This window comes from Streptomyces sp. NPDC093097, from assembly GCF_044754325.1.
In the GTDB taxonomy this organism is placed as follows: Bacteria; Actinomycetota; Actinomycetes; order Streptomycetales; family Streptomycetaceae; genus Streptomyces.
In genome coordinates, this window is sequence record NZ_JBIVOW010000034.1 from 1 (window position 1) to 20,211 (window position 20,211).

General features: G+C 74.1%; 15 protein-coding genes. 7 read left to right on the forward strand and 8 right to left on the reverse strand.

Annotated elements, in window-relative coordinates:
* Nucleotides 1–595: 595 nt before the first annotated feature.
* Nucleotides 596–1,645, forward strand: coding sequence for a tryptophan--tRNA ligase (gene trpS / locus ACIQE0_RS35985; RefSeq protein WP_402339881.1), 1,050 nt, complete (start codon nucleotides 596–598; stop codon nucleotides 1,643–1,645).
* A gap of 276 nt (nucleotides 1,646–1,921) precedes the next feature.
* Here trpS and proC read toward each other — a convergent pair whose 3' ends face one another.
* Nucleotides 1,922–2,734: a pyrroline-5-carboxylate reductase gene (gene proC, locus ACIQE0_RS35990; RefSeq protein WP_366332386.1), complete on the reverse strand. Its 813-nt coding sequence runs from the start codon at nucleotides 2,732–2,734 to the stop codon at nucleotides 1,922–1,924.
* Nucleotides 2,735–3,116: 382 nt separating this feature from the next.
* On the opposite strand from proC, the gene ACIQE0_RS35995 reads away from it, so the two are divergent.
* On the forward strand, nucleotides 3,117–4,535 hold the full coding sequence (locus tag ACIQE0_RS35995) for a M1 family metallopeptidase (RefSeq protein ID WP_402339884.1): 1,419 nt from the start codon (nucleotides 3,117–3,119) through the stop codon (nucleotides 4,533–4,535).
* Nucleotides 4,536–4,565: 30 nt separating this feature from the next.
* Here the strand turns inward: ACIQE0_RS35995 and sigJ are convergent, their stop codons facing one another.
* A complete protein-coding gene (gene sigJ / locus ACIQE0_RS36000) occupies nucleotides 4,566–5,522 on the reverse strand; it encodes an RNA polymerase sigma factor SigJ (RefSeq protein ID WP_366332388.1) in 957 nt (318 codons plus the stop codon).
* 347 nt (nucleotides 5,523–5,869) lie between these two features.
* Here sigJ and ACIQE0_RS36005 point away from each other — a divergent pair, with 347 nt between their 5' ends.
* Nucleotides 5,870–6,829 carry a hypothetical protein gene (locus ACIQE0_RS36005; protein WP_402339961.1) on the forward strand — a complete coding sequence of 320 codons (960 nt, stop codon included), beginning with the start codon at nucleotides 5,870–5,872 and terminating at the stop codon, nucleotides 6,827–6,829.
* Nucleotides 6,830–6,854: 25 nt separating this feature from the next.
* On the opposite strand, the gene ACIQE0_RS36010 is transcribed toward ACIQE0_RS36005, so the two are convergent.
* Nucleotides 6,855–7,370: a hypothetical protein gene (locus ACIQE0_RS36010; RefSeq protein ID WP_366332390.1), complete on the reverse strand. Its 516-nt coding sequence runs from the start codon at nucleotides 7,368–7,370 to the stop codon at nucleotides 6,855–6,857.
* 54 nt (nucleotides 7,371–7,424) lie between these two features.
* On the reverse strand, nucleotides 7,425–7,754 hold the full coding sequence (locus tag ACIQE0_RS36015; RefSeq protein WP_366332391.1) for an SH3 domain-containing protein: 330 nt from the start codon (nucleotides 7,752–7,754) through the stop codon (nucleotides 7,425–7,427).
* 181 nt (nucleotides 7,755–7,935) lie between these two features.
* Between ACIQE0_RS36015 and ACIQE0_RS36020 the strand changes: the two genes are divergently transcribed.
* On the forward strand, nucleotides 7,936–10,194 hold the full coding sequence (locus ACIQE0_RS36020) for a protein kinase domain-containing protein (RefSeq protein WP_366332392.1): 2,259 nt from the start codon (nucleotides 7,936–7,938) through the stop codon (nucleotides 10,192–10,194).
* Nucleotides 10,195–10,367: 173 nt separating this feature from the next.
* Here the strand turns inward: ACIQE0_RS36020 and ilvD are convergent, their stop codons facing one another.
* The 3 genes from ilvD to ACIQE0_RS36035 all read right to left on the reverse strand — a co-directional run bounded on the left by ilvD (nucleotide 10,368) and on the right by ACIQE0_RS36035 (nucleotide 14,352).
* Entirely contained in the window at nucleotides 10,368–12,218 is a 1,851-nt protein-coding gene (ilvD, locus tag ACIQE0_RS36025; RefSeq protein WP_366332393.1) for a dihydroxy-acid dehydratase, read from the reverse strand.
* A 168-nt stretch (nucleotides 12,219–12,386) separates the two neighbouring features.
* On the reverse strand, nucleotides 12,387–13,199 hold the full coding sequence (locus tag ACIQE0_RS36030) for a sugar phosphate isomerase/epimerase (protein WP_366332514.1): 813 nt from the start codon (nucleotides 13,197–13,199) through the stop codon (nucleotides 12,387–12,389).
* A gap of 226 nt (nucleotides 13,200–13,425) precedes the next feature.
* The gene (locus ACIQE0_RS36035; protein WP_402339889.1) at nucleotides 13,426–14,352 is read right to left on the reverse strand and encodes a Ppx/GppA family phosphatase; all 927 of its coding nucleotides are present in this window, start codon (nucleotides 14,350–14,352) and stop codon (nucleotides 13,426–13,428) included.
* A gap of 57 nt (nucleotides 14,353–14,409) precedes the next feature.
* Between ACIQE0_RS36035 and ACIQE0_RS36040 the strand changes: the two genes are divergently transcribed.
* Entirely contained in the window at nucleotides 14,410–15,306 is an 897-nt protein-coding gene (locus ACIQE0_RS36040) for a hypothetical protein (RefSeq protein WP_384103965.1), read from the forward strand.
* A gap of 105 nt (nucleotides 15,307–15,411) precedes the next feature.
* Here ACIQE0_RS36040 and ACIQE0_RS36045 read toward each other — a convergent pair whose 3' ends face one another.
* Nucleotides 15,412–17,259: a sigma-70 family RNA polymerase sigma factor gene (locus ACIQE0_RS36045; RefSeq protein ID WP_402339892.1), complete on the reverse strand. Its 1,848-nt coding sequence runs from the start codon at nucleotides 17,257–17,259 to the stop codon at nucleotides 15,412–15,414.
* A gap of 233 nt (nucleotides 17,260–17,492) precedes the next feature.
* Between ACIQE0_RS36045 and radA the strand changes: the two genes are divergently transcribed.
* Entirely contained in the window at nucleotides 17,493–18,905 is a 1,413-nt protein-coding gene (gene radA, locus ACIQE0_RS36050) for a DNA repair protein RadA (RefSeq protein WP_402339895.1), read from the forward strand.
* A 121-nt stretch (nucleotides 18,906–19,026) separates the two neighbouring features.
* Complete coding sequence (gene disA / locus ACIQE0_RS36055; RefSeq protein WP_366332398.1) at nucleotides 19,027–20,151, forward strand: DNA integrity scanning diadenylate cyclase DisA; 1,125 nt, start codon at nucleotides 19,027–19,029, stop codon at nucleotides 20,149–20,151.
* Nucleotides 20,152–20,211: the final 60 nt, after the last annotated feature.

The following is a 20,211-nucleotide window of genomic DNA, read 5'->3' on the forward strand; positions in this document are numbered from 1 at the left end:
TCGCCGGTGCGATCCGGCCTTTCGGCTTTCTCGCGGTTCCAACCGTACCAGATCCGTTTCCGTCTCCGGCCCCCTGTTGGAGCAGGGTTCGGCCGATTCGCTTTCGCTTCTCGACCTTTCCGACTTTATCAGATCTTCTTTCCGTTCCGGTCCACATCTCAGTGAGATGCGAGCGGTTCGAATTTCGATCCGATTCCCCGTCGGCGGGGTGTCCACTACGTTAGCGGAATTCCTCGGTGACGCCTAATCAGGCGCCCGGAATGAATTTCGACATGCGGAATTCGATCCCGTTGAGGGGCCGTGCAGTAGTGAGGTGCCGCGATGCGGCGGGATGGCTGCCCGGGGCCTTCGGCTCCGTGACAACTCGGAGAACCCTACACGAGGGCGCGGAGTGGTTCAAACGCATGCGGAGAGAGGGGCGGCCGGGTACGTTGGGGGCCATGACCGCGCATGTGCTCGTACAGCAGTGGTGGCCCGCCTGACGGCGGCCGCCCAGCAGCACATGCATGACTACGGCCGCCGCCTCGGCGGCCGTTCGCGTATCTCCTTCCGTAACCGGCCGGTACAGGCGGCGGTCTCGTTGAGAGAGGGACGGATGAGCGCGATGGTCGAGACGGCGGGGACGTTCGGCGAGGCCGCGACGCGGGTGTTCAGCGGGGTGCAGCCGACGGGGCACCTGACGCTGGGGAACTACCTCGGGGCGGTGCGGCAGTGGGTCGCCAGGGAGCAGCACCGGGCGGACGCGCTGTTCTGTGTGGTGGACCTGCACGCGTTGACCGTGGACCACGATCCTGCGCGGGTGCGCCGGCTCAGTCGTCAGGCGGCGACGTTGTTGCTGGCCGCGGGGCTGGATCCGGCGCGGTGCACGGTGTTCGTGCAGAGCCACGTCGGTGAGCACACGCGGCTGGCGTATCTGATGGAGTGCACCGCCGGCGTCGGCGAGATGCGGCGGATGGTGCAGTACAAGGAGAAGGCCGCGCGCGAGGAGGCGGCCGGGGTGCGGCTGTCGCTGCTGACGTATCCGGCGCTGATGGCGGCGGACATCCTGGCGTACGGGACGGACGAGGTGCCCGTGGGCGAGGACCAGGCGCAGCACGTGGAGCTGACACGGGATCTGGCGGAGCGGTTCAACCGGCGGTACGGGCCGGTGTTCGTGGTGCCGCGGGCGACGCTGCCGCAGGTGGCGGCGCGGGTGATGGACCTTCAGGATCCCCGGTCGAAGATGGGGAAGAGCAGCGCTGCGCGGAACGGTGGGGCCGGGGTGATCCATCTGCTGGACGAGGCGGATGTGGTGCGGCGGAAGGTGATGCGGGCCGTGACGGACGCCGGGACGGACGTGGTGTACGACCGGGAGGCGCGGCCGGGGGTGGCGAACCTGCTGGATGTGCTGGCGGCCTGCCAGGGGGATGCCGATCCGGCCGGGTTGGCGGCGGCGTACGGCTCGTACGGGACGCTCAAGCGGGACGTCGCGGATGCGGTGGAGGAGGTGCTGCGGCCGGTGCGGGAGCGGCATGCGGAGCTGGCGGCCGATCCCGGTTACGTCGACGGGGTGTTGCGGGCGGGGGCCGAGCGGGCCCGGGGCCTGGCGCGGCCGCGCGTGGACGCGGCGTATGAGGCGGTGGGGTTGTTGCCTGTTGGGGCGTAGGGGGTCACAGGGCCGTAAGGCTCCTTAAGGCCCCGTAAGGGGGAGGGGAACGGATCCCGTAGGGGTCAGGAGCGCCCCCTACGGGGCCACAACGGTGTGGGGAGGGGTGGTATTCCCGCTGGGGGCCGGGCTGTTGGCTGATCGCGGTCGGGCATCGGCCAACGGACGGCCGGCGGCTGTGGTTGCGGCCGGCGGTGGCGGCTGCCGGCCGTCGATGGTGACTAGCGGCGGGCGGTGGTGGCGGCCGGGGCTGGTGCCGGGCGCCGGTGCGGGCTGTCAGCCGCCGTTGCCCGTGGCCAGTTCGCGGCTGCGGTCGCGGGCGGCTTCGAGGGCGGCGATCAGGGCGGCGCGGACGCCGTGGTTCTCCAGTTCGCGGATGGCGTTGATGGTGGTGCCCGCGGGGGAGGTGACGTTCTCGCGGAGCTTGACGGGGTGTTCGCCGCTGTCGCGGAGCATCACCGCGGCGCCGATGGCGGCCTGGACGATGAGGTCGTGGGCCTTGTCGCGCGGGAGGCCGAGGAGGATGCCGGCGTCGGTCATGGCCTCGACCAGGAAGTAGAAGTAGGCGGGGCCGGAGCCGGAGAGGGCGGTGGCGGCGTCCTGCTGGGACTCCGGGACGCGCAGGGTCTTGCCGACCGTGGAGAAGATCTCCTCGGCGAGGGTGAGGTGCGCCGCGGTGGCGTGGGTGCCGGCGGAGATGACGGACATCGCCTCGTCGACGAGGGCCGGAGTGTTCGTCATGACCCGGACGACCGGGGTGCCGGGGGCCAGCCGCTCCTCGAAGTAGGAGGTCGGGATGCCGGCGGCGCCGCTGATGACCAGGCGGCCGGTGGGGATGTGCGGGGCCAGTTCGGTCAGCAGGGCGCCCATGTCCTGGGGCTTGACGGTGAGGATCAGGGTGTCGGCGGCCTCGGCGGCCTCGGCGTTGCTGACCGCTTCGACGCCGTAGCGGGTCCGCAGCTGTTCGGCGCGTTCCTGGCGGCGGGCGGTGACCAGCAGGTCGGAGGGTGCCCAACCGCCCCTGATCATGCCGCTGAGCAGGGCCTCGCCGATTTTTCCGGTGCCGAGTACGGCGACCTTCTGGGGCATGCGTTCACCTCGCCGGTGGTGCGTGGTCGGTTCGGGGCCATCCTCGCACTGGTGGTGGGGCGGGGTGCCGGGGTGTCCACGGAGCGGGCGGTTCCGTGGAGTGGGCGGTTCCACGGCGTGGACAGTTCAGCCCCCGCAGTTCGGTCCTCCCATGGCCCGGCGCTCCCATAGCCCGGCGCTCCCATGGCCCAGCGCTCCCGTGGTCCGGTCGTCGGACTGCTGTGGGGGCGTGCTCCGTTGGGGCGTGTTCCGTGTCGGGGGCGGGCCGTGGCAGGAGGGGGCGTTGGGGCCTTTGCCCGACGGGAGCGGTCGGTGCGGCGGAAATGACCGTAAGGTCAGGGAACTTGTGTTTGCACCATCCGTACTCGGCCCGAGGAGTGCCGTGCGTCGCCGTTCCCCGCGCAGATGCGGTGCCATAGCCGCGCTGTCCGTCGCCCTGCTGCTGTCGTCCTGCTCGCCCGGGGGCACGGTCGTCGAAGGGGCGGCGGGCAGCGGTGGGCTGGGCGATCCGCTGTTCCCCAAGCTGGGCAACGGCGGCTACCACGTCAGCCACTACGGGCTCGACCTCCGCTACGACGTGGCCCAGCGGCACCTGGACGGCACCGCCGCGATCACCGCCAAGGCCGGTGCGGACCTGCGGTCCTTCCAGCTCGACCTCCAGGGGATGACGGTGACCGGCGTCCGGGTCGACGGCGCGGACGCCGGGTTCAGCCGCAAGGGGCACAAGCTGGTGGTCCGGCCGGCCGCCGGGATCGGCAAAGGCAAGGTGTTCCGGACGACCGTCCACTACCGCGGGACGCCGCAGGAGATGCGGGACGCGGACGGGGCGTCGGAGGGCTGGGTGAAGACCGCCGACGGCGCGTTCGTCGCCGGGGAGCCGGCCGGGTCGATGACGTGGTTCCCCGGCAACAACCACCCCAGCGACAAGGCCGCCTACGACTTCTCGATCACCGTGCCGCGGCGCTACACCGCGGTCGCCAACGGGGAGCTGCGGGCGAAGCGGACGGCCGGCGGGTGGACCACCTACGAGTGGCACAGCGCGGAGCCGATGGCCAGTTACCTCGCCACCGCGACGATCGGGACGTTCGACGTCCAGGAGTCCCGTACGCCGCAGGGCCTGCCGCTCTACGTCGCGGTGGACCCCAAGGAGGCCGAGGCGAGCCGGAAGCCGCTGGCCCGGCTGCCGGAGATCCTCGGGTGGGCGACCGAGCTGTTCGGCCCGTACCCGTTCTCGTCGGCCGGCGCGATCGTGGACCACACCCCGGCCCGGGTCGACTGGGTGGCGCTGGAGACCCAGACCAAGCCGATCTACGCCGGGGCGCCGGACACCGTCACCGTCGTGCACGAGACCGCCCACCAGTGGTTCGGCGACTCGGTGACGCCGAAGAGCTGGCGGGACACCTGGCTCAACGAGGGGTTCGCGACCTACGCCGAGTGGCTCTGGGAGGAGCGCGAGGGCGGCGACAGCCCGCAGGACCGCTTCGACGCCCTCTACGACTCGGACGAGGACCACGCGCGCTGGGAGTTCCCCCCGGGCACACCGGACACCGCGGCGGACGTCACCGGGCAGCCGGTCTACGAGCGCGGCGCGATGGTCCTCCAGCAGCTGCGGAACGCCGTCGGGGACAAGGCGTTCTTCTCGATCCTCAAGGAATGGCCCGCGAAGTACCGGCACGCGGGCGCCGACACCGACGACTTCATCGCGTTCTGCCAGGACCGCACCGACGAGGACCTGACCGATCTGTTCGACGACTGGCTCTACGGGGACGGGCAGCCGGAGTGGGAGTACGACGCCGCCTGAGGCCGCCGGGGCCGGGGCCGAGGGCCGGGCTCATTCCTCGGCGAGGTCCAGGTGGCCGAGCTTGTCGGGATTGATCACGGCGTCCACCTCGGTGATCTTCCCGTCGTGGACGGTGAAGGCGAAGACCCCGGACGGGTAGCCGCCCGTGGTGTCCGCGAAGACCATCCCCAGGGCGCCGTTGACGTCCCTGACGACCAGCCGCATGGTCGCCGGGTCGAGCCTGCGGGTGACCATGCCCCAGACGTAGCGGGCGACCTTCTCCCGGCCCAGCACCGGCCGGCGGGCCGCGCTGACCTTGCCGCCGCCGTCCGAGCGCCACACCACCTCCGGGTCGAGGACGGCCAGCAGCGCCTCGAAGTCCCCGCCCGTGACGGCCGACAGGAACGCCTCGACGGTGCGCCGGTGCTCGGCCCGGTCGACGGTGCGGCGCGGCGCCTCGGCCCGCACCCGGCGGCGGGCGCGCGAGGCCAGCTGCCGGACCGCCTCCGGGGTGCGGCCGACCGCCTCGGCAATCTCCGGGAACGGCACGGCGAAGACGTCGTGCAGGACGAAGGCGGTGCGCTCGGCCGGGGTGAGCCGTTCCAGGACGGTCAGCAGGGCCATGCCCACGGACTCGTCGAGGGTCACCCGGTCCTCGGGGCCGACCGGAGCGCCGGCCGGGCCGGTGCCGGCGGCCCCGTCGAGCACCGGTTCCGGCAGCCACGGCCCCACGTACAGCTCGCGCCGGGACCGGGCCGAGCCCAGCAGGTCGTAGCAGATCCGGCTCACCACGGTGGTGAGGAAGGCGCGCGGGCTCTCCACGGGCGGGTCCTCGGGGAGGGCCTGCCAGCGCAGCCACGCCTCCTGGACGACGTCGTCGGCGTCGCTGACCGTCCCCGTGATCCGGTACGCCACGCCCCACAGCCGGGCCCGCTGCTCCTCGAACCGCGCCAGCCGCGCGGCCCCGCCCCGCACGTCCGCCGTCGTCCCGTGGTCCCGCTCCGCCATGTCCGCTCCCGCCTCTCCGGTCGCGGGCCGCGGTCCGTGCGCCGGCGGCCCCGGAAGGAGGACGACGCCGAGGGGCGGGGTGTGACAACCGGGCGGCTTCGGAGGCTGCACGGCGGCATCCTGCCCCGGAACGGTGCCGTCCGTGCCACTGCCCATGAGACCGGCGGCCCGCGGGCCCAACTGCCCGCGGGACGACGGCTGTCGGGGCGTTCCGCACGACCGCGATCGCGTGGATTCCGGCCCGGACGGGACCGCCCTGCTGGAGAATCGGCCCGATGGCCGGTGCGGACCCGGCCGGCGCCGTGGCCCGGCCCGCCGGCCGCACGACGGGGGAGACGAGGAGCGGCATGCGCGCACGCGGCATCAACTACGACACCGGGTTCCTGCCCGGGGACGAGCTCACGCGGAAGAGCTTCACCGAGGCGGTGGTGCGCCGGGACATGGGCGTGATCGCCGGGGAGCTGCACTGCGACGCGGTGCGGATCTCGGGCGGGCGGCCCGAGCGGCTGAGCACCGCGGCGCGCTGCGCGGCCGACGCCGGGCTGGAGGTGTGGTTCGCGCCGTTCCCCGTGGACCGCACGCCCGAGGAGCTGCTGCCGTTCCTCGCGGAGTGTGCCGAGCGGGCGGAGGAGGTCCGGCGGGCCGGGGCCGAGGTGGTCTTCGTCACCGGGTGCGAACTGAGCGCGTTCTGCGCCGGCTTCGTCCCCGGGGACCGCTACCGCGACCGGCTGACGGCGATGGCCACCGCCGACCTGGACTGGTGGATGGCGCTCGGCCCGGTGCAGGAGCGGCTGAACGCCTTCCTCGCCGAGGCCGCCGGGGTCGTCCGGGAGCGCTTCGGGGGCCGGATCAGCTACGCCGCGGGGCCCTGGGAGGCGGTCGACTGGACGCCGTTCGACATCGTCGGGGTGGACGCGTACCGGGCCGCGTACAACGCCGACACCTACCGGGAGGAGCTGCGCGGGCACGCGGCGCACGGGAAGCCGGTCGCGGTGACCGAGTTCGGGACGTGCCCCTACGAGGGTGCCGGCGCGCTCGGCGGGACGGCCTGGCAGCCGCCGGCGGACGCGGTGCCCGACGAGGGCGAACAGGTGCGGTACTTCGGCGAGCTCCTCGACGTCTTCGAGGAGGAGGGGGTGGACACCGCGCTGTGGTTCACCTTCGCCTCCTTCGGCAAGGTGGGCCCCGCCGACCTCTCCTCGTACGGCGTGGTGCGGATGCTCGACGAGGAGGCGCACTGGGAGCCGCACGCGGTGTTCGGCGCCCTGGCCGCGCGCTACGCCGCCGCCCGGCGGGCGGGGGCGTGACGCCCCGGGGCCGGTCAGAAGCGCCCTAGCGGCGCTTCTTCCCCTTGGGGGTGCGGGCCGCCGGGTTGCCCGCCCGGGTCTCCCGGCGGCGGGCGTAGCGCTCCCGCGCCGCCTCGTACTCGCCGCGGCGGAGCTTCTCGCCGGGCGCCTCGACCAGGCTGCGGCAGAAGTACGCCAGCAGCGAGCCGATGAAGCCGATCAGCATCAGGCTCTGCGCCGACCGCTCGGCGGCGCTGTCGGCGGCCAGGTCCGGGCGGCGCACGAACCCCTCCCAGGTGCGGCGGAAGGCCAGCGCGTTGCAGATCGCGAAGCCGGCCACCACCAGGATGTTGACGAACGAGCCGACGGCGGCGATCTCCAGGCCCTGGAAGGCGAACCGCAGCACCAGCGCGCCGACGGCGGCCAGGACCAGCGAGCCCACCGCGACCCCGGCCCGGCGCAGGCCGTAGCCGCCGTGGTGCTCGACCCAGGTGGTGCCGAAGAAGCGGATCTCCTCCGGCTCCGGGCCGCCCGGGGTCTCGGTCCGCTGCGCATCGCTCATGGCATCGATTATCCCCGGGGGCCCGCCGGCCCCGCCGTGCGGCCGACCGCCGCGTCAGCTCATGCAGCTGGGGGCGACCATGCCGCTACTGCCGGTGCGCACATAGGCGTCGGAGACGTACTGGCCGGGCCCGATGCTGTCCCAGAGGTTGGTGGTGCCGCAGGGGCCGGTGACCCACTCGCCGCGCTGCTGGCAGCGGATGGTGATCTGGGCGCCGACCGGCAGCTGGCGGACCATCGGGGTGTTGGTGCCGGGCCCCTGGCGGACGTTGACGCGGTAGCCGGCCGCGACGGGATAGCTGGACGCGGCGAGCGACGCACGAAGCGGTACCGGCTCCCCCGCGGTGTCCGCCGTGCCGTCCTGCTGGAATTCCTGCGTGGTCATGACTGTTCCCCCCGTGTCGGATGGCCGTCCGATGGCGTCGGACGGTGCGCTGCCGGGCGCCTGTTCGACTCCCTTGACGCGCACGCTAGCAAGCCTCCCCCGTCCGGGACGCGCCATCGACTAGGCTCCGCGCGTCGCACTTGCGACCGATTTGGTAGGGGACCGACACGGGGGTGGAACGATGCCGCCGCTGCGCGACTCCGGGCCCGGCCCGGAAGCGGAGCGTCCGGAATACGCCGGGCACTACCGCCTGGAGGCGCGGCTGGGCTCCGGGGGCATGGGCGTGGTCCATCTCGCCCGGTCCTCCTCCGGACTGCTGCTCGCGGTCAAGGTCATCCACGCCGATTTCGCCCAGGACCCGGAGTTCCGGGGGCGGTTCCGGCAGGAGGTGACCGCCGCCCGGCGGGTCAGCGGTGCCTTCACCGCCCCCGTCGTGGATGCCGACCCGGACGCCGACCGCCCCTGGATGGCGACCCTCCACATCGCCGGCCCGACGCTCTCCGAGCATGTGAAGCGGAACGGCCCGCTGGCCCCCGCCGAGGTGCGCCAGTTGGGCGCGGGCCTGGCCGAGGCGCTGCGCGACATCCACCGGGCGGGCGTGGTGCACCGCGACCTCAAGCCCGGCAACGTCCTGCTCGCCGCCGACGGGCCGAAGGTCATCGACTTCGGGATCTCCCGGCCGTCCGACAGCGAGATGCGCACCGAGACCGGGAAGTTGATCGGCACCCCGCCGTTCATGGCCCCCGAGCAGTTCCAGCGGCCGCGCGAGGTCGGCCCGGCGGCGGACGTCTTCGCCCTGGGGTCGGTGCTGGTGCACGCCGCCACCGGGCGCGGCCCGTTCGACTCGGACAGCCCCTACCTCGTCGCGTACCAGGTGGTGCACGACGAGGCGGACCTCTCCGGGGTGCCGGCGGAGCTCGTCCCGCTCGTCGAGAGCTGCCTGGCCAAGGACCCGGCCCGCCGCCCGACCCCGGACCGGCTGATGCAACTGCTGTGCACGGACGCGCCGATGACGGTGCCGGCCGACCTGGTGCCGGCCGCCGACGCGATACCGGACACGGTCCCCGGCGACACCCGGGTGCCCGGCCCGCGGCAGCCGCTGCGCGCCGAGTCCGACCCGCCGCGCGCCGAGACCACCCACGTCCGCGCCCGCACCCCGGACGCCGCCCGCGTGCCCGCGCCCTCCACGGAAGAGGCGCCCGCGGCCGGCCCGCACCGCACCCGCCCCCGCCGTCGTCTCCTGTGGGCCGCCACGGCTCTCGTCGTCCTCGCCGGCGCGCTCACCGCCGCCTGGGCCCTCACCCCCGGCTCCCCCGACGACCCCGCGCTCCAGACCCACGCGCCGACCGGCCCGCGTGCCGCCTTCCACCCCTGGCGCACCACGATCGTCAAGCGCCCCGCCGGTTCCGCCGCCGAGATGCCGTACTGCACGGTCGGCGCCGGCGCCGTCTTCTGCGGCCAGTCCGGTCTGCCCGCGGCCCGCCTCTCCCCCGGCTCCGGCGAGGTGGCCTGGCGCCACAAGGGCGCCCCCACGGGCCCGGTCGCCAACGCCCCGACCGCCCCGGTCCTCTCCGGCGGCCGGCTCTACGTCTTCGCCGACGGCGGCAAACGCCTGCTGGCCCTCGACCCGTCCGCCGGCGGCAACGGCGCGGTCCGCTGGAGCCTGGACGTCTCCGGCTACGCGGGCGGCGCGGCGGTGGTCGGCGACCGCATCCTCCTGACCGCCGGGGACGGCACCGTCACCGCCCTCGACTCCACCACCCACGCCACCCGGTGGCGCAAGCGCTTCCCCGACCACCGCTTCCCCCACTTCACCTCGTACGGCGACCCGCACACCGCGTACGCCGCCGAGACCCTCCCCACCGGCGCCGCCACCCGACTCACCGCCATCGACCCGGCCGACGGCTCGCTCCGCTGGTCCCGCCGGCTCCCCGGCCTCCTCACCCTGGCCGGCCGCGGCACCTCCGGCGCCGTCTACCTCACCGTCGGCGACCCCGTCTACGACAACGTCGCCTCCGCGGTCCTCCGCTACGACCCGGCCACCCACCAGACCCGCAGGCTCCCGCTCACCGCCCGGCTGCGCGGCGTCCTGGCCACCGTCCACGACGAGACCGTCTACCTCCTGGCCGAGGGCGGCACCCTCCAGGCCGTCGGCGGCCGCACCTGGGTCACCGAGACCTCCGTCAGCCGCGGTTCGGCCCCCGTCGTCGCCGGCAACCGCCTCTACTTCACCGCCGCCGACGGGCGCCTGCTCGCCGTCGACACGGCCACCGGCGCCCTCCTCGGCCAGACCTCGCCCCGCCTGACCGCCACCCGCCGCAACGGCTTCCTCCAGGCCGTCCCCGCCCCCGCCCTGGACGCCGCCCACGACCGCGTCTACGCGGCCTCCCCCGACGGCACGGTCTTCGGGGTGGCGACGACGGACCCGGGTCGGTGGTGAGGGTGCCCCTCAACTCACAGGTGATCACGCATCCTTGACGTCACGTCAGTTATCCAACGTCCTTCAAGAGGGGACGCGCGTCGGCACCCCGCGACCGCGGCGCACCGCTCGGAAACGAGTCGGCCGCCCCCGTCATCCGTGACAGGGGCGGCCGGTCGGTGTCCGGGCGGGGATCAGCCGAGCCTGCTCACGTCCCGTACGGCGCCCTTGTCCGCGCTGGTGGCCATCGCCGCGTAGGCGCGCAGGGCCGCCGAGACCTTGCGCTCGCGGTTCTTCGGGGCGTAGACGCCGCCGAGGGCCTCCCGGCGGGCGGCCAACTCCGCCTCGTCCACCAGGAGTTCGATGCTGCGGCGGGGGATGTCGATGCGGATGCGGTCGCCGTCCTGCACGAGGGCGATGGTGCCGCCGGAGGCCGCCTCGGGGGAGGCGTGGCCGATGGAGAGGCCCGATGTGCCGCCGGAGAAGCGGCCGTCGGTGACCAGGGCGCACGCCTTGCCCAGGCCCCGGCCCTTGAGGAACGACGTCGGGTAGAGCATCTCCTGCATGCCGGGGCCGCCCTTGGGGCCCTCGTAGCGGATGACGACGACGTCGCCCTCCTTGACCTGCTTGGCGAGGATCTTGTCGACGGCCTCTTCCTGGGACTCGCAGACGACGGCCGGGCCCTCGAAGGTCCAGATGGACTCGTCGACGCCGGCGGTCTTGACCACACAGCCGTCCTCGGCGAGGTTGCCCCTCAGGACGGCCAGGCCGCCGTCCTGGGAGTAGGCGTGGGCCACGTCGCGGATGCAGCCGCCGGCGGCGTCGGTGTCGAGGGTCTCCCAGCGCTCGGACTGCGAGAAGGCGGTGGCGGAGCGCCGGCAGCCGGGGGCGGCGTGCCACAGCTCGACCGCCTCGTCGGTCGCCGCACCGCTGCGCACGTCCCAGGCGTCCAGCCACTCCTTGACGGACCGGGCGTGGACGGTGTGCACGTCCTCGTTGAGCAGCCCACCGCGGTACAGCTCGCCGAGGATGGCGGGGATGCCGCCGGCGCGGTGCACGTCCTCCATGTAGTACGTGCCGCCGGGGGCGACGTTCGGGGCGACCTTGGCCAGGCAGGGGACGCGGCGCGAGACGGCGTCGATGTCGGTCAGGTCGTAGCCGACGCCGGCCTCCTGGGCGGCGGCCAGCAGGTGCAGGATCGTGTTGGTGGAGCCGCCCATCGCGATGTCCAGCGCCATGGCGTTCTCGAACGCGGCATGGGTGGCGATGTTGCGGGGCAGGACGGTGGCGTCGTCCTGCTCGTAGTGGCGCCTGGCCAGTTCGACGACGGTGGCGCCGGCCCGCTCGTACAGCGCCTTGCGGGCGGTGTGGGTGGCGAGGACCGAGCCGTTGCCGGGCAGGGACAGGCCGATCGCCTCGGTGAGGCAGTTCATCGAGTTGGCGGTGAACATGCCCGAACACGAGCCGCAGGTGGGGCAGGCGTTCTCCTCGATGCGGAGGATGTCCTCGTCGGAGACGTTCTCGTTGGAGGCGTCCACCATGGCGTCGATCAGGTCCAGCTTGCGGACGGTGCCGTTGACCAGAGTGGCGCGGCCGGCCTCCATGGGGCCGCCGGAGACGAAGATCGTGGGGATGTTGAGGCGGAGGGCCGCCATCAGCATGCCGGGGGTGATCTTGTCGCAGTTGGAGATACAGATCAGGGCGTCGGCGCAGTGCGCCTCGACCATGTACTCCACCGAGTCCGCGATCAGGTCGCGGGAGGGCAGCGAGTAGAGCATGCCGCCGTGGCCCATGGCGATGCCGTCGTCGACGGCGATGGTGTTGAACTCGCGGGGCACGGCGCCCGCGGCCTTGATCGCCTCGGAGACGATCCGGCCGACCGGGGCGAGGTGGGTGTGTCCGGGCACGAACTCGGTGAAGGAGTTGGCGACCGCGACGATCGGCTTGCCGATGTCCTCGCTCGCTACGCCCGAGGCCCGCATAAGGGCGCGGGCGCCCGCCATGTTGCGGCCGTGGGTAACGGTGCGGGACCTCAGCTCGGGCACGATGGTCACTCCCTCGGAAACGGGCGTACAGCCGGGATGCGGACGTACAGCGTCGGCGCCGTACGGCGGCTGGTTCCGAGATTACGCTGCCGATCCAGGATCTGGACACGGTCTCCGGGATGTGAGACGGCGGACCGGACTGCGGACACCCGCAGCGCGGGCACCGGGCTACGTGCCGGGAACCCAGGTCGGGGACGCCAGGTGGAGCCGGGTGAAGGCGAGCGCCTCGGCCAGATCGGCCTCGCGTTCGGCCGCGGACATCGCCCGGCGGGTGTTGACCTCCACGACGACATGGCCGTCGAAGCCGGTGGCGGCCAGCCGCTCCAGCAGCTCCGCGCAGGGCTGGCTGCCACGCCCGGGCACCAGGTGCTCGTCCTTGGCGGAGCCGTTGCCGTCGGCGAGGTGGATGTGCGCCAGCCGGTCGCCCATCCGCTCCACCATCGCCATGGCGTCGTGCCGCGCGGTGGCGGTGTGCGAGAGGTCGACGGTGAAGTGCCGGTAGTCGTCGTTGGTGGGGTCCCAGTCCGGGGCGTAGGCGAGCATCTCGCGGTCGCGGTACCGCCAGGGGTACATGTTCTCCACCGCGAACCGGACGTCGGTCTCGCCCTCCATCCGCCAGATGCCGCGGACGAACTCCCGGGCGTAGCCGCGCTGCCAGCGGAACGGCGGGTGCACCACGACCGTGGAGGCACCCAGCTTCTCCGCGGCGGTACGGGCCCGCTGGAGCTTGACCCACGGGTCGGTGGACCAGACCCGCTGGGTGATCAGCAGACAGGGCGCGTGCACGGCCAGCACCGGCACGCCGTGGTAGTCCGAGAGCCGGCGCAGCGCCTCGATGTCCTGGCTGACCGGATCGGTCCAGACCATGACCTCGACGCCGTCGTAGCCCAGGCGTGCGGCGATCTCGAAGGCCGTCGCCGTCGACTCCGGGTAGACCGAAGCCGTGGACAGCGCGACCTTCGCGTTCGGGATCCGCACCACTGGCTCTGTCACGAGGGACAGCGTAAGGGCGGACACCGCCCGCGGGGCAGGACGTCCACCACGCCGGGACCGCCCGCCGCAACCCCCGTGACGGGCCAGAACCCCTACGACGCAGGGGGCACGGCCGCTCCCCGGGGCCGGGTGTGATCTCCGCCGCATTCCGGAGCGCGGGCACCCGGCCACGCGCCCCTCGGGGCGCGACCGCGCAGCCGGCCGGCGCCGCTCCCTACGGCAGGTGGTCCAACCGCCGCAGAATCACGCCCTCCCGCAGCGCCCAGGGGCAGATGTCCAGCGCCTCCACCCCGAACAGGTCCATCGTCGCCTCGGCCACCAGCGCCCCCGCGAGCAGCTGCCGCGACCGCCCCTCGGACACCCCCGGCAGCCCGGCCCGCTCCCGGGCGCTCATCTGCGCCAGCCGCGGCACCCACTCCTCCAGCTTCTTGCGGGACAGCTCGCGCTGGACGTACAGGCCCTCCGAGGAGCGCGCCGCCCCCGCGAGCCGGGCCAGCGCCTTGAACGTCTTGGACGTCCCGACGACCTGGTCGGGCGTGCCGTAGCGGGCGTACTCGCTCACCACCCGGGCGATCCCGGCCCGCACCCGGCGCCGCAGCGCCCGGACGTCCTCCGGGTCCGGCGGGTCGATCCGCAGGTCGGCCCCGGTCAGCCGGCCGGCCCCGTACGGCAGCGAGACCGCCACGTCCGGGTCCTCGTCCAGCCCGTAGGCGATCTCCAGCGAGCCGCCGCCGATGTCCAGGACCAGCAGCCGGCCGGCGGACCAGCCCAGCCAGCGGCGGGCGGCCAGGAAGGTCAGCCGGGCCTCGTCCTCGCCGGAGAGGACCTGGAGGGTGACCTCGGTCTCCTTGGTGAGCAGGCGCAGCACCTCCTCGCCGTTGCTGGCCTCCCGGATCGCGGAGGTGGCGAAGGGGAGCACGTCCTCGACGCCCTTGTCCTCGGCGACCCGCATCGCGTCGCGGATGGTGGCCACCAGGCGGTGCACGCCGGCCTCGCTTATGGCACCCTCCCCGTCGAGGAGTTCGGCCAGGTGCAGCTCCGCCTTGTGCGAGTAGGCGGGCAGCGGGCGCGCGCCCGGGTGTGCGTCCACCACCAGGAGGTGGACCGTGTTCGAACCCACATCGAGGACACCGAGTCTCATACGGGGAAACCTACTGCTGCGACGGAAGAGGCCCGGCGCCGGCCGTACGCTGGACCCGTGGCAAAGACGAAGCAGGCGAAGCACGAAAAAGCCGAAAAGGCCCTGAAGAAGGAAGAAAAGCGGCGCGCCAAGGCCGCCAGGGCCGAGGCCGCCGCGGCCGCGGCCGCGCGGTCCGGCGACGGGGCCACGGCCGATGAGGTCGGCCTCGACTTCGCCCGTGCCTGGGTCACCTTCCCCGACCCGGGCGACGACGAGCAGCTCTTCCGCTGCGACCTGACCTGGCTGACCTCCCGCTGGACCTGCATCTTCGGCAGCGGCTGCCAGGGCATCCAGGCCGGCCGCGCGGACGACGGCTGCTGCACGCTCGGCGCGCACTTCTCCGACGAGGAGGACGAGGAGCGGGTCGCGCAGCACGTGGCGCGGCTCACCCCCGACCTGTGGCAGTTCCACGACGTCGGCACCGACACCGGCTGGATCGAGGAGGACGAGGACGGCGAGCGGCAGACCCGCCGCTGGAAGGGCTCCTGCATCTTCCAGAACCGCCCCGGCTTCAAGGCCGGCGCCGGCTGCTCGCTGCACATCCTCGCGCTCCGCGAGGGCCGCGAGCCGCTGGAGACCAAGCCGGACGTCTGCTGGCAGCTGCCGATCCGGCGCACCTACGACTGGCTCGACCGGCCGGACGACACCCAGATCCTCCAGGTCACGATCGGCGAGTACGACCGCCGCGGCTGGGGTCCGGGCGGCCACGACCTGCACTGGTGGTGCACCTCGGCGACCTCGGCGCACGGCGCCGGCGAGCCCGTCTACGTCACGTACAAGCCGGAGTTGACCGAGCTGATGGGCCCGGCCGGCTACGCCAAGCTCGCCGAGCTGTGCGAGCAGCGGCTGGCGGCGGAGCTGCCGCTGGCCCCGCACCCGGCCGACCCCGGGCCGCGGGCCGCCGGGGCGCAGTAGCCGACACCGGCGACGGCGGCGGCGCCGGCGCGGCCGGCATCCCTGCGGCCCCGCCCTCGGCGACCGACGACCCGCCACCCGACGTCCCGGCGGCGGCCCGGCGCCTCAGTCCGCCGGGCGCGCGGTGTTCCACGGTGTCATCGGCGGCCCGGACCCGCCGGCCGGCACCGCGCTCCCGCTCGGCCGCGGCGACGACCGCGTCGGCGCGGGCGAGGTGTGCGGGGGCGTGGGTGCGGGCGTCGGCGAGACGCGCGGGGGCGACGGTGACGGCGCCGGATGCGAGGGCGCCGGCCGCGTCGGCCCGGGGCGCGTCGAGCGCGGTGCCGGGCGGTGCGACGACGGGCGCGACGACAGCGGCACGGGCGCCGGGCTCCCCCGCTCCTCGTCCGACGCCGGGGCCGGCTCCGCCGTACCGTGCCCCTCCAGGGTCACGGTGGTGCCGCCGGGCCGGATGGCGATCGTGGAGCGCCAGGGCCCCTCGGGCTCCCGGTCGTGGTCCACGTAGACCGTGATCCGCGCCTTCTGGCCGGGCCGCAACTCCCCCGCGGTGTGGCTCAGTTGGAGCCAGGGGGCGCGCACCGCGGCCCGCCAGCGCACCGGGGTGCCGCCGGCGGCGCTGATCGTGATGACCGTGGTGCCGGCGGCCGGCCGCGCGGCGACCGTCAGCCGCCCCGGCCCCCGTTCCTCCCGGCCGGTGGGCGGCGTCGGGCCGGCGGCCGCGCTCAGCACCGCGACGGAGACGTCCGACGCCCCACCGGGCCGGGAGTCGATACGGGGCGCCGTCGAGCGGGAGTTGCCCGCGTTCTCGTAGCGGCTGCCGACGAGCTTGCCGCCGGTCACCGTTCCCGCGACCTCGTTGGCCGCCACCGTCGGCAGCACGTCCGTGCCGCCGGCCTCCGGGGCGCTGCGGTAGGCCGCCCACAGCGCGAGCACCGGCGCGGCCAGCACCGTCGCCACGACGGCGGTGGTCAGCGCGCGGCTGCGCAGCCGCCGGCGGCGGGCGGTCCGGTCGGTGGGGGCGAGCGGGAAACCCCTGCGGTCATAGCGTGGAGAACCGTTTACTCCACCGCTCCGACCGGCCGGTGCGGGAGCCGTACCGGGCACCCCTTCGGCCCGCCCCGACCGCGTCGAGCGGGCCGCCGCCAGGGCCCCGCGCACCGCCGTCCGGTCCGCGGTGACCAGCGGCAGCGAGCCCTGGTCGGCCGGCGCGGTGCCCGGCCAGGGCCCGGCGACGGTGGCCAGCTCGGCGGTCCGGCGGCACTCCGCGCAGTCGTCGACGTGCCGCACCAGCTCCCGGCGGAGCGCCGCGCCCAGCAGCATCTGGCCGTCGCCGCCGAGCCGCCCGACGTCCGGGCAGCGCCCGAACTCGACCACCGCCAGCGCCGCCCGGGTCCGCTCCACCTCGCAGGACGCGGTGGCCAGCAGCGTGCGGGTGGCGGTGGGGTCGGCGCCGGTCACCGCGGCGATACCGTCCGGCGCCAGCCGGTGGCGCGCCGACAGCTCCAGCACCTCGCGCTGCTCGGGGGTGGTGCCGGCCGCCTCCGGCCAGGCCAGCGTGGCCAGTTCGCGCCGGCGTGCCGGGGGCGGTCCCTCATCGGGCGGGCCGACTGCCTCCTGGGGGGCCTGGGCGGCCTGCTCGGCGAGCCGGCGCAGGCACGCCCAGCGGGCCAGGGCGTAGAGCCAGGGGCGGAAGAGGGCGGGGTCGGCGGGGCGCCGGCCGTGCTGGCGCTCGGCGAGCGCCAGCGCCTCGCCGAGCACGGCGGCGGCCGCGTCGTGCTCGCACAGCACGGACAGGCAATAGGTGAACAGCCCGTCCAGATGGGGCTCGTAGCGGTCCTGGGGCTCAGGGCGGGGAGGCCGCCCGTCGGTCTGCGGCCGGTGCCGGCGCGGTGCGGAGGTGCGCGACCGGAGTGCGCCGGTGGTGTGCGTCGGGTGCTCGGGCCTGCTGCTCATCACCCCGGCGACGGTAGGCCGATGATGCAGCCATGCCTGCGTAGCGGGGTCACTTTTAACCCTTACGGGTGACCATCTCCCTCAAAAGAGGACACACATCTGCTATTCCGCCGCCGCGCACGCTCGGCGCACGCCACCCGGCCGCCCCGCACGGCCCCCCGTCGCCGGCGGTCGCCCTGTCCGCCGGGGGCTCGGCAGGGCCCGCTGTCACACCCCGCCGCTACGGTGGCGTCATGGCAACTCGTAAATCGTCGGCCAAGGAGCGCCCCTCGTACCGCTGCACCGAGTGCGGCTGGACCACCGCCAAGTGGCTCGGCCGCTGCCCGGAGTGCCAGGCGTGGGGCACGGTCGAGGAGTTCGGCGGCACCCCCGCGGTGCGCACCACCGCGCCCGGCCGGGTCACCACCGCCGCACTGCCCATCGGCCAGGTCGACGGCAAGCAGGCCACCGCCCGCTCGACGGGCGTGCCGGAGCTGGACCGCGTGCTGGGCGGCGGGCTGGTCCCCGGCGCGGTGGTGCTGCTGGCCGGCGAGCCCGGCGTCGGCAAGTCCACCCTCCTGCTGGACGTCGCCGCCAAGGCCGCCTCCGCCGAGCACCGCACGCTCTACGTCACCGGCGAGGAGTCCGCCAGCCAGGTCCGGCTGCGAGCCGACCGCATCAACGCCCTCGACGAGGATCTCTATCTGGCCGCCGAGACCGATCTCTCCGCGGTCCTGGGCCACTTGGACAGCGTCAAGCCCTCGCTGCTCATCCTGGACTCCGTGCAGACCGTCGCCTCCCCCGAGATCGACGGCGCCCCCGGCGGCATGGCCCAGGTCCGCGAGGTCGCCGGCGCGCTGATCCGGGCCTCCAAGGAGCGCGGCATGTCCACCCTCCTGGTGGGCCACGTCACCAAGGACGGCGCCATCGCCGGCCCCCGCCTCCTGGAGCACCTGGTCGACGTCGTCCTGCACTTCGAGGGCGACCGGCACGCCCGGCTCCGCCTCGTCCGCGGCGTGAAGAACCGCTACGGCACCACCGACGAGGTCGGCTGCTTCGAGCTGCACGACGAGGGCATCACCGGCCTCGCCGACCCCTCCGGCCTCTTCCTGACCCGCCGCGCCGAGCCGGTGCCCGGCACCTGCCTGACGGTCACCCTGGAGGGCCGCCGCCCGCTGGTCGCCGAGGTCCAGGCGCTGACCGTCGACTCCCAGATCCCCTCCCCCCGGCGCACCACCTCCGGCCTGGAGACCTCCCGGGTCTCGATGATGCTCGCGGTCCTGGAGCAGCGCGGCCGGATCAGCGCCCTCGGCAAGCGCGACATCTACAGCGCCACGGTCGGCGGGGTGAAGCTCAGCGAGCCGGCCGCCGACCTCGCGGTCGCCCTCGCCCTGGCCAGCGCCGCCAGCGACACCCCCCTGCCGAAGAACCTCGTCGCCATCGGCGAGGTCGGGCTGGCCGGCGAGGTCCGGCGGGTCACCGGCGTCCAGCGCCGCCTGGCCGAGGCGGCCAGGCTCGGCTTCACCCACGCCCTGGTCCCCACCGACCCCGGAAAGATCCCCGACGGGATGCGGGTCCTGGAGGTCGCCGACATCGGCCAGGCACTGTCCGTGCTGCCCAAGCGGGTCCGCCGGGAGGCCCCGCGGGAGGAGGAAGCACGCCGGTAGACTTTGCCCCGGTCTACGCCCGTCACCGCCGTCCCCCACCGGCCACGTACGCTCCTTGTGGTACGCACCGCGGCACCGGCCGGGCGGCCCGGACCGACAGACCATGCGACGGAGGAGTGCAGTGGCAGCGAACGACCGGGCGTCGTCTCCCGGCAGGTCCGGAGGAAGCTCCGGCACCGAGAGCTTGATGCGCGCCTCCCTGAGCGCCGTCGCGCCCGGTACGGCCCTGCGGGACGGCCTGGAGCGCATCCTCCGGGGCAATACGGGCGCCCTGATCGTCCTCGGCTTCGACAAGACCGTCGAGTCGATGTGCACCGGCGGCTTCGTCCTCGACGTCGAGTTCACCGCCACCCGCCTGCGCGAGCTGTGCAAGCTCGACGGCGCGCTGGTCCTCGACAAGGACATCACCAAGATCCTCCGGGCCGGTGTCCAGTTGGTGCCGGACGCCTCCATCCCCACCGAGGAGACCGGCACCCGCCACCGCACCGCCCAACGGGTCTCCATCCAGACCAACTTCCCGGTGGTCTCGGTCAGCCAGTCCATGCGCCTGATCGCGCTCTACGTGGACGGCGAGCGGCGCGTGCTGGAGGAGTCCGCGGCGATCCTCTCCCGCGCCAACCAGGCGCTGGCCACCCTGGAGCGCTACAAGCTCCGTCTGGACGAGGTCGCCGGCACCCTCTCCGCCCTGGAGATCGAGGACCTGGTCACGGTGCGCGACGTCTCCGCGGTCGCCCAGCGCCTGGAGATGGTCCGCCGGATCGCCACCGAGATCGCCGAGTACGTGGTCGAACTGGGCACCGACGGCCGCCTGTTGGCCCTCCAGCTCGAAGAGCTGATCGCCGGCGTGGAGCCGGAGCGCGAACTGGTCGCCCGGGACTACGTCCCCGAGCCGACCGCCAAGCGCTCCCGCACGGTCGCCGAGGCGCTGGCCGAGCTGGACGCCCTCAGCCACACCGAGCTGATCGAACTCCCCATCGTGGCCCGCGCGTTGGGCTACAGCGGCTCCCCCGAGTCGCTGGACTCGGCGGTCTCGCCGCGCGGCTTCCGGCTGCTGGCGAAGGTCCCCCGCCTCCCCGGCGCGGTCATCGACCGCCTGGTGGACCACTTCGGCGGCCTCCAGAAGCTCCTCGCGGCCAGCGTGGACGACCTCCAGGCGGTCGAGGGCGTCGGCGAGACCCGCGCCCGCACGGTCCGCGAGGGCCTCTCCCGCCTGGCCGAGTCGTCGATCCTGGAGCGGTACGTCTAGGGCGCGTCGCCGAACCGGCGCCTGCCGTGCGGCCTCCGGCCGGACACCGCCAGTGTGACG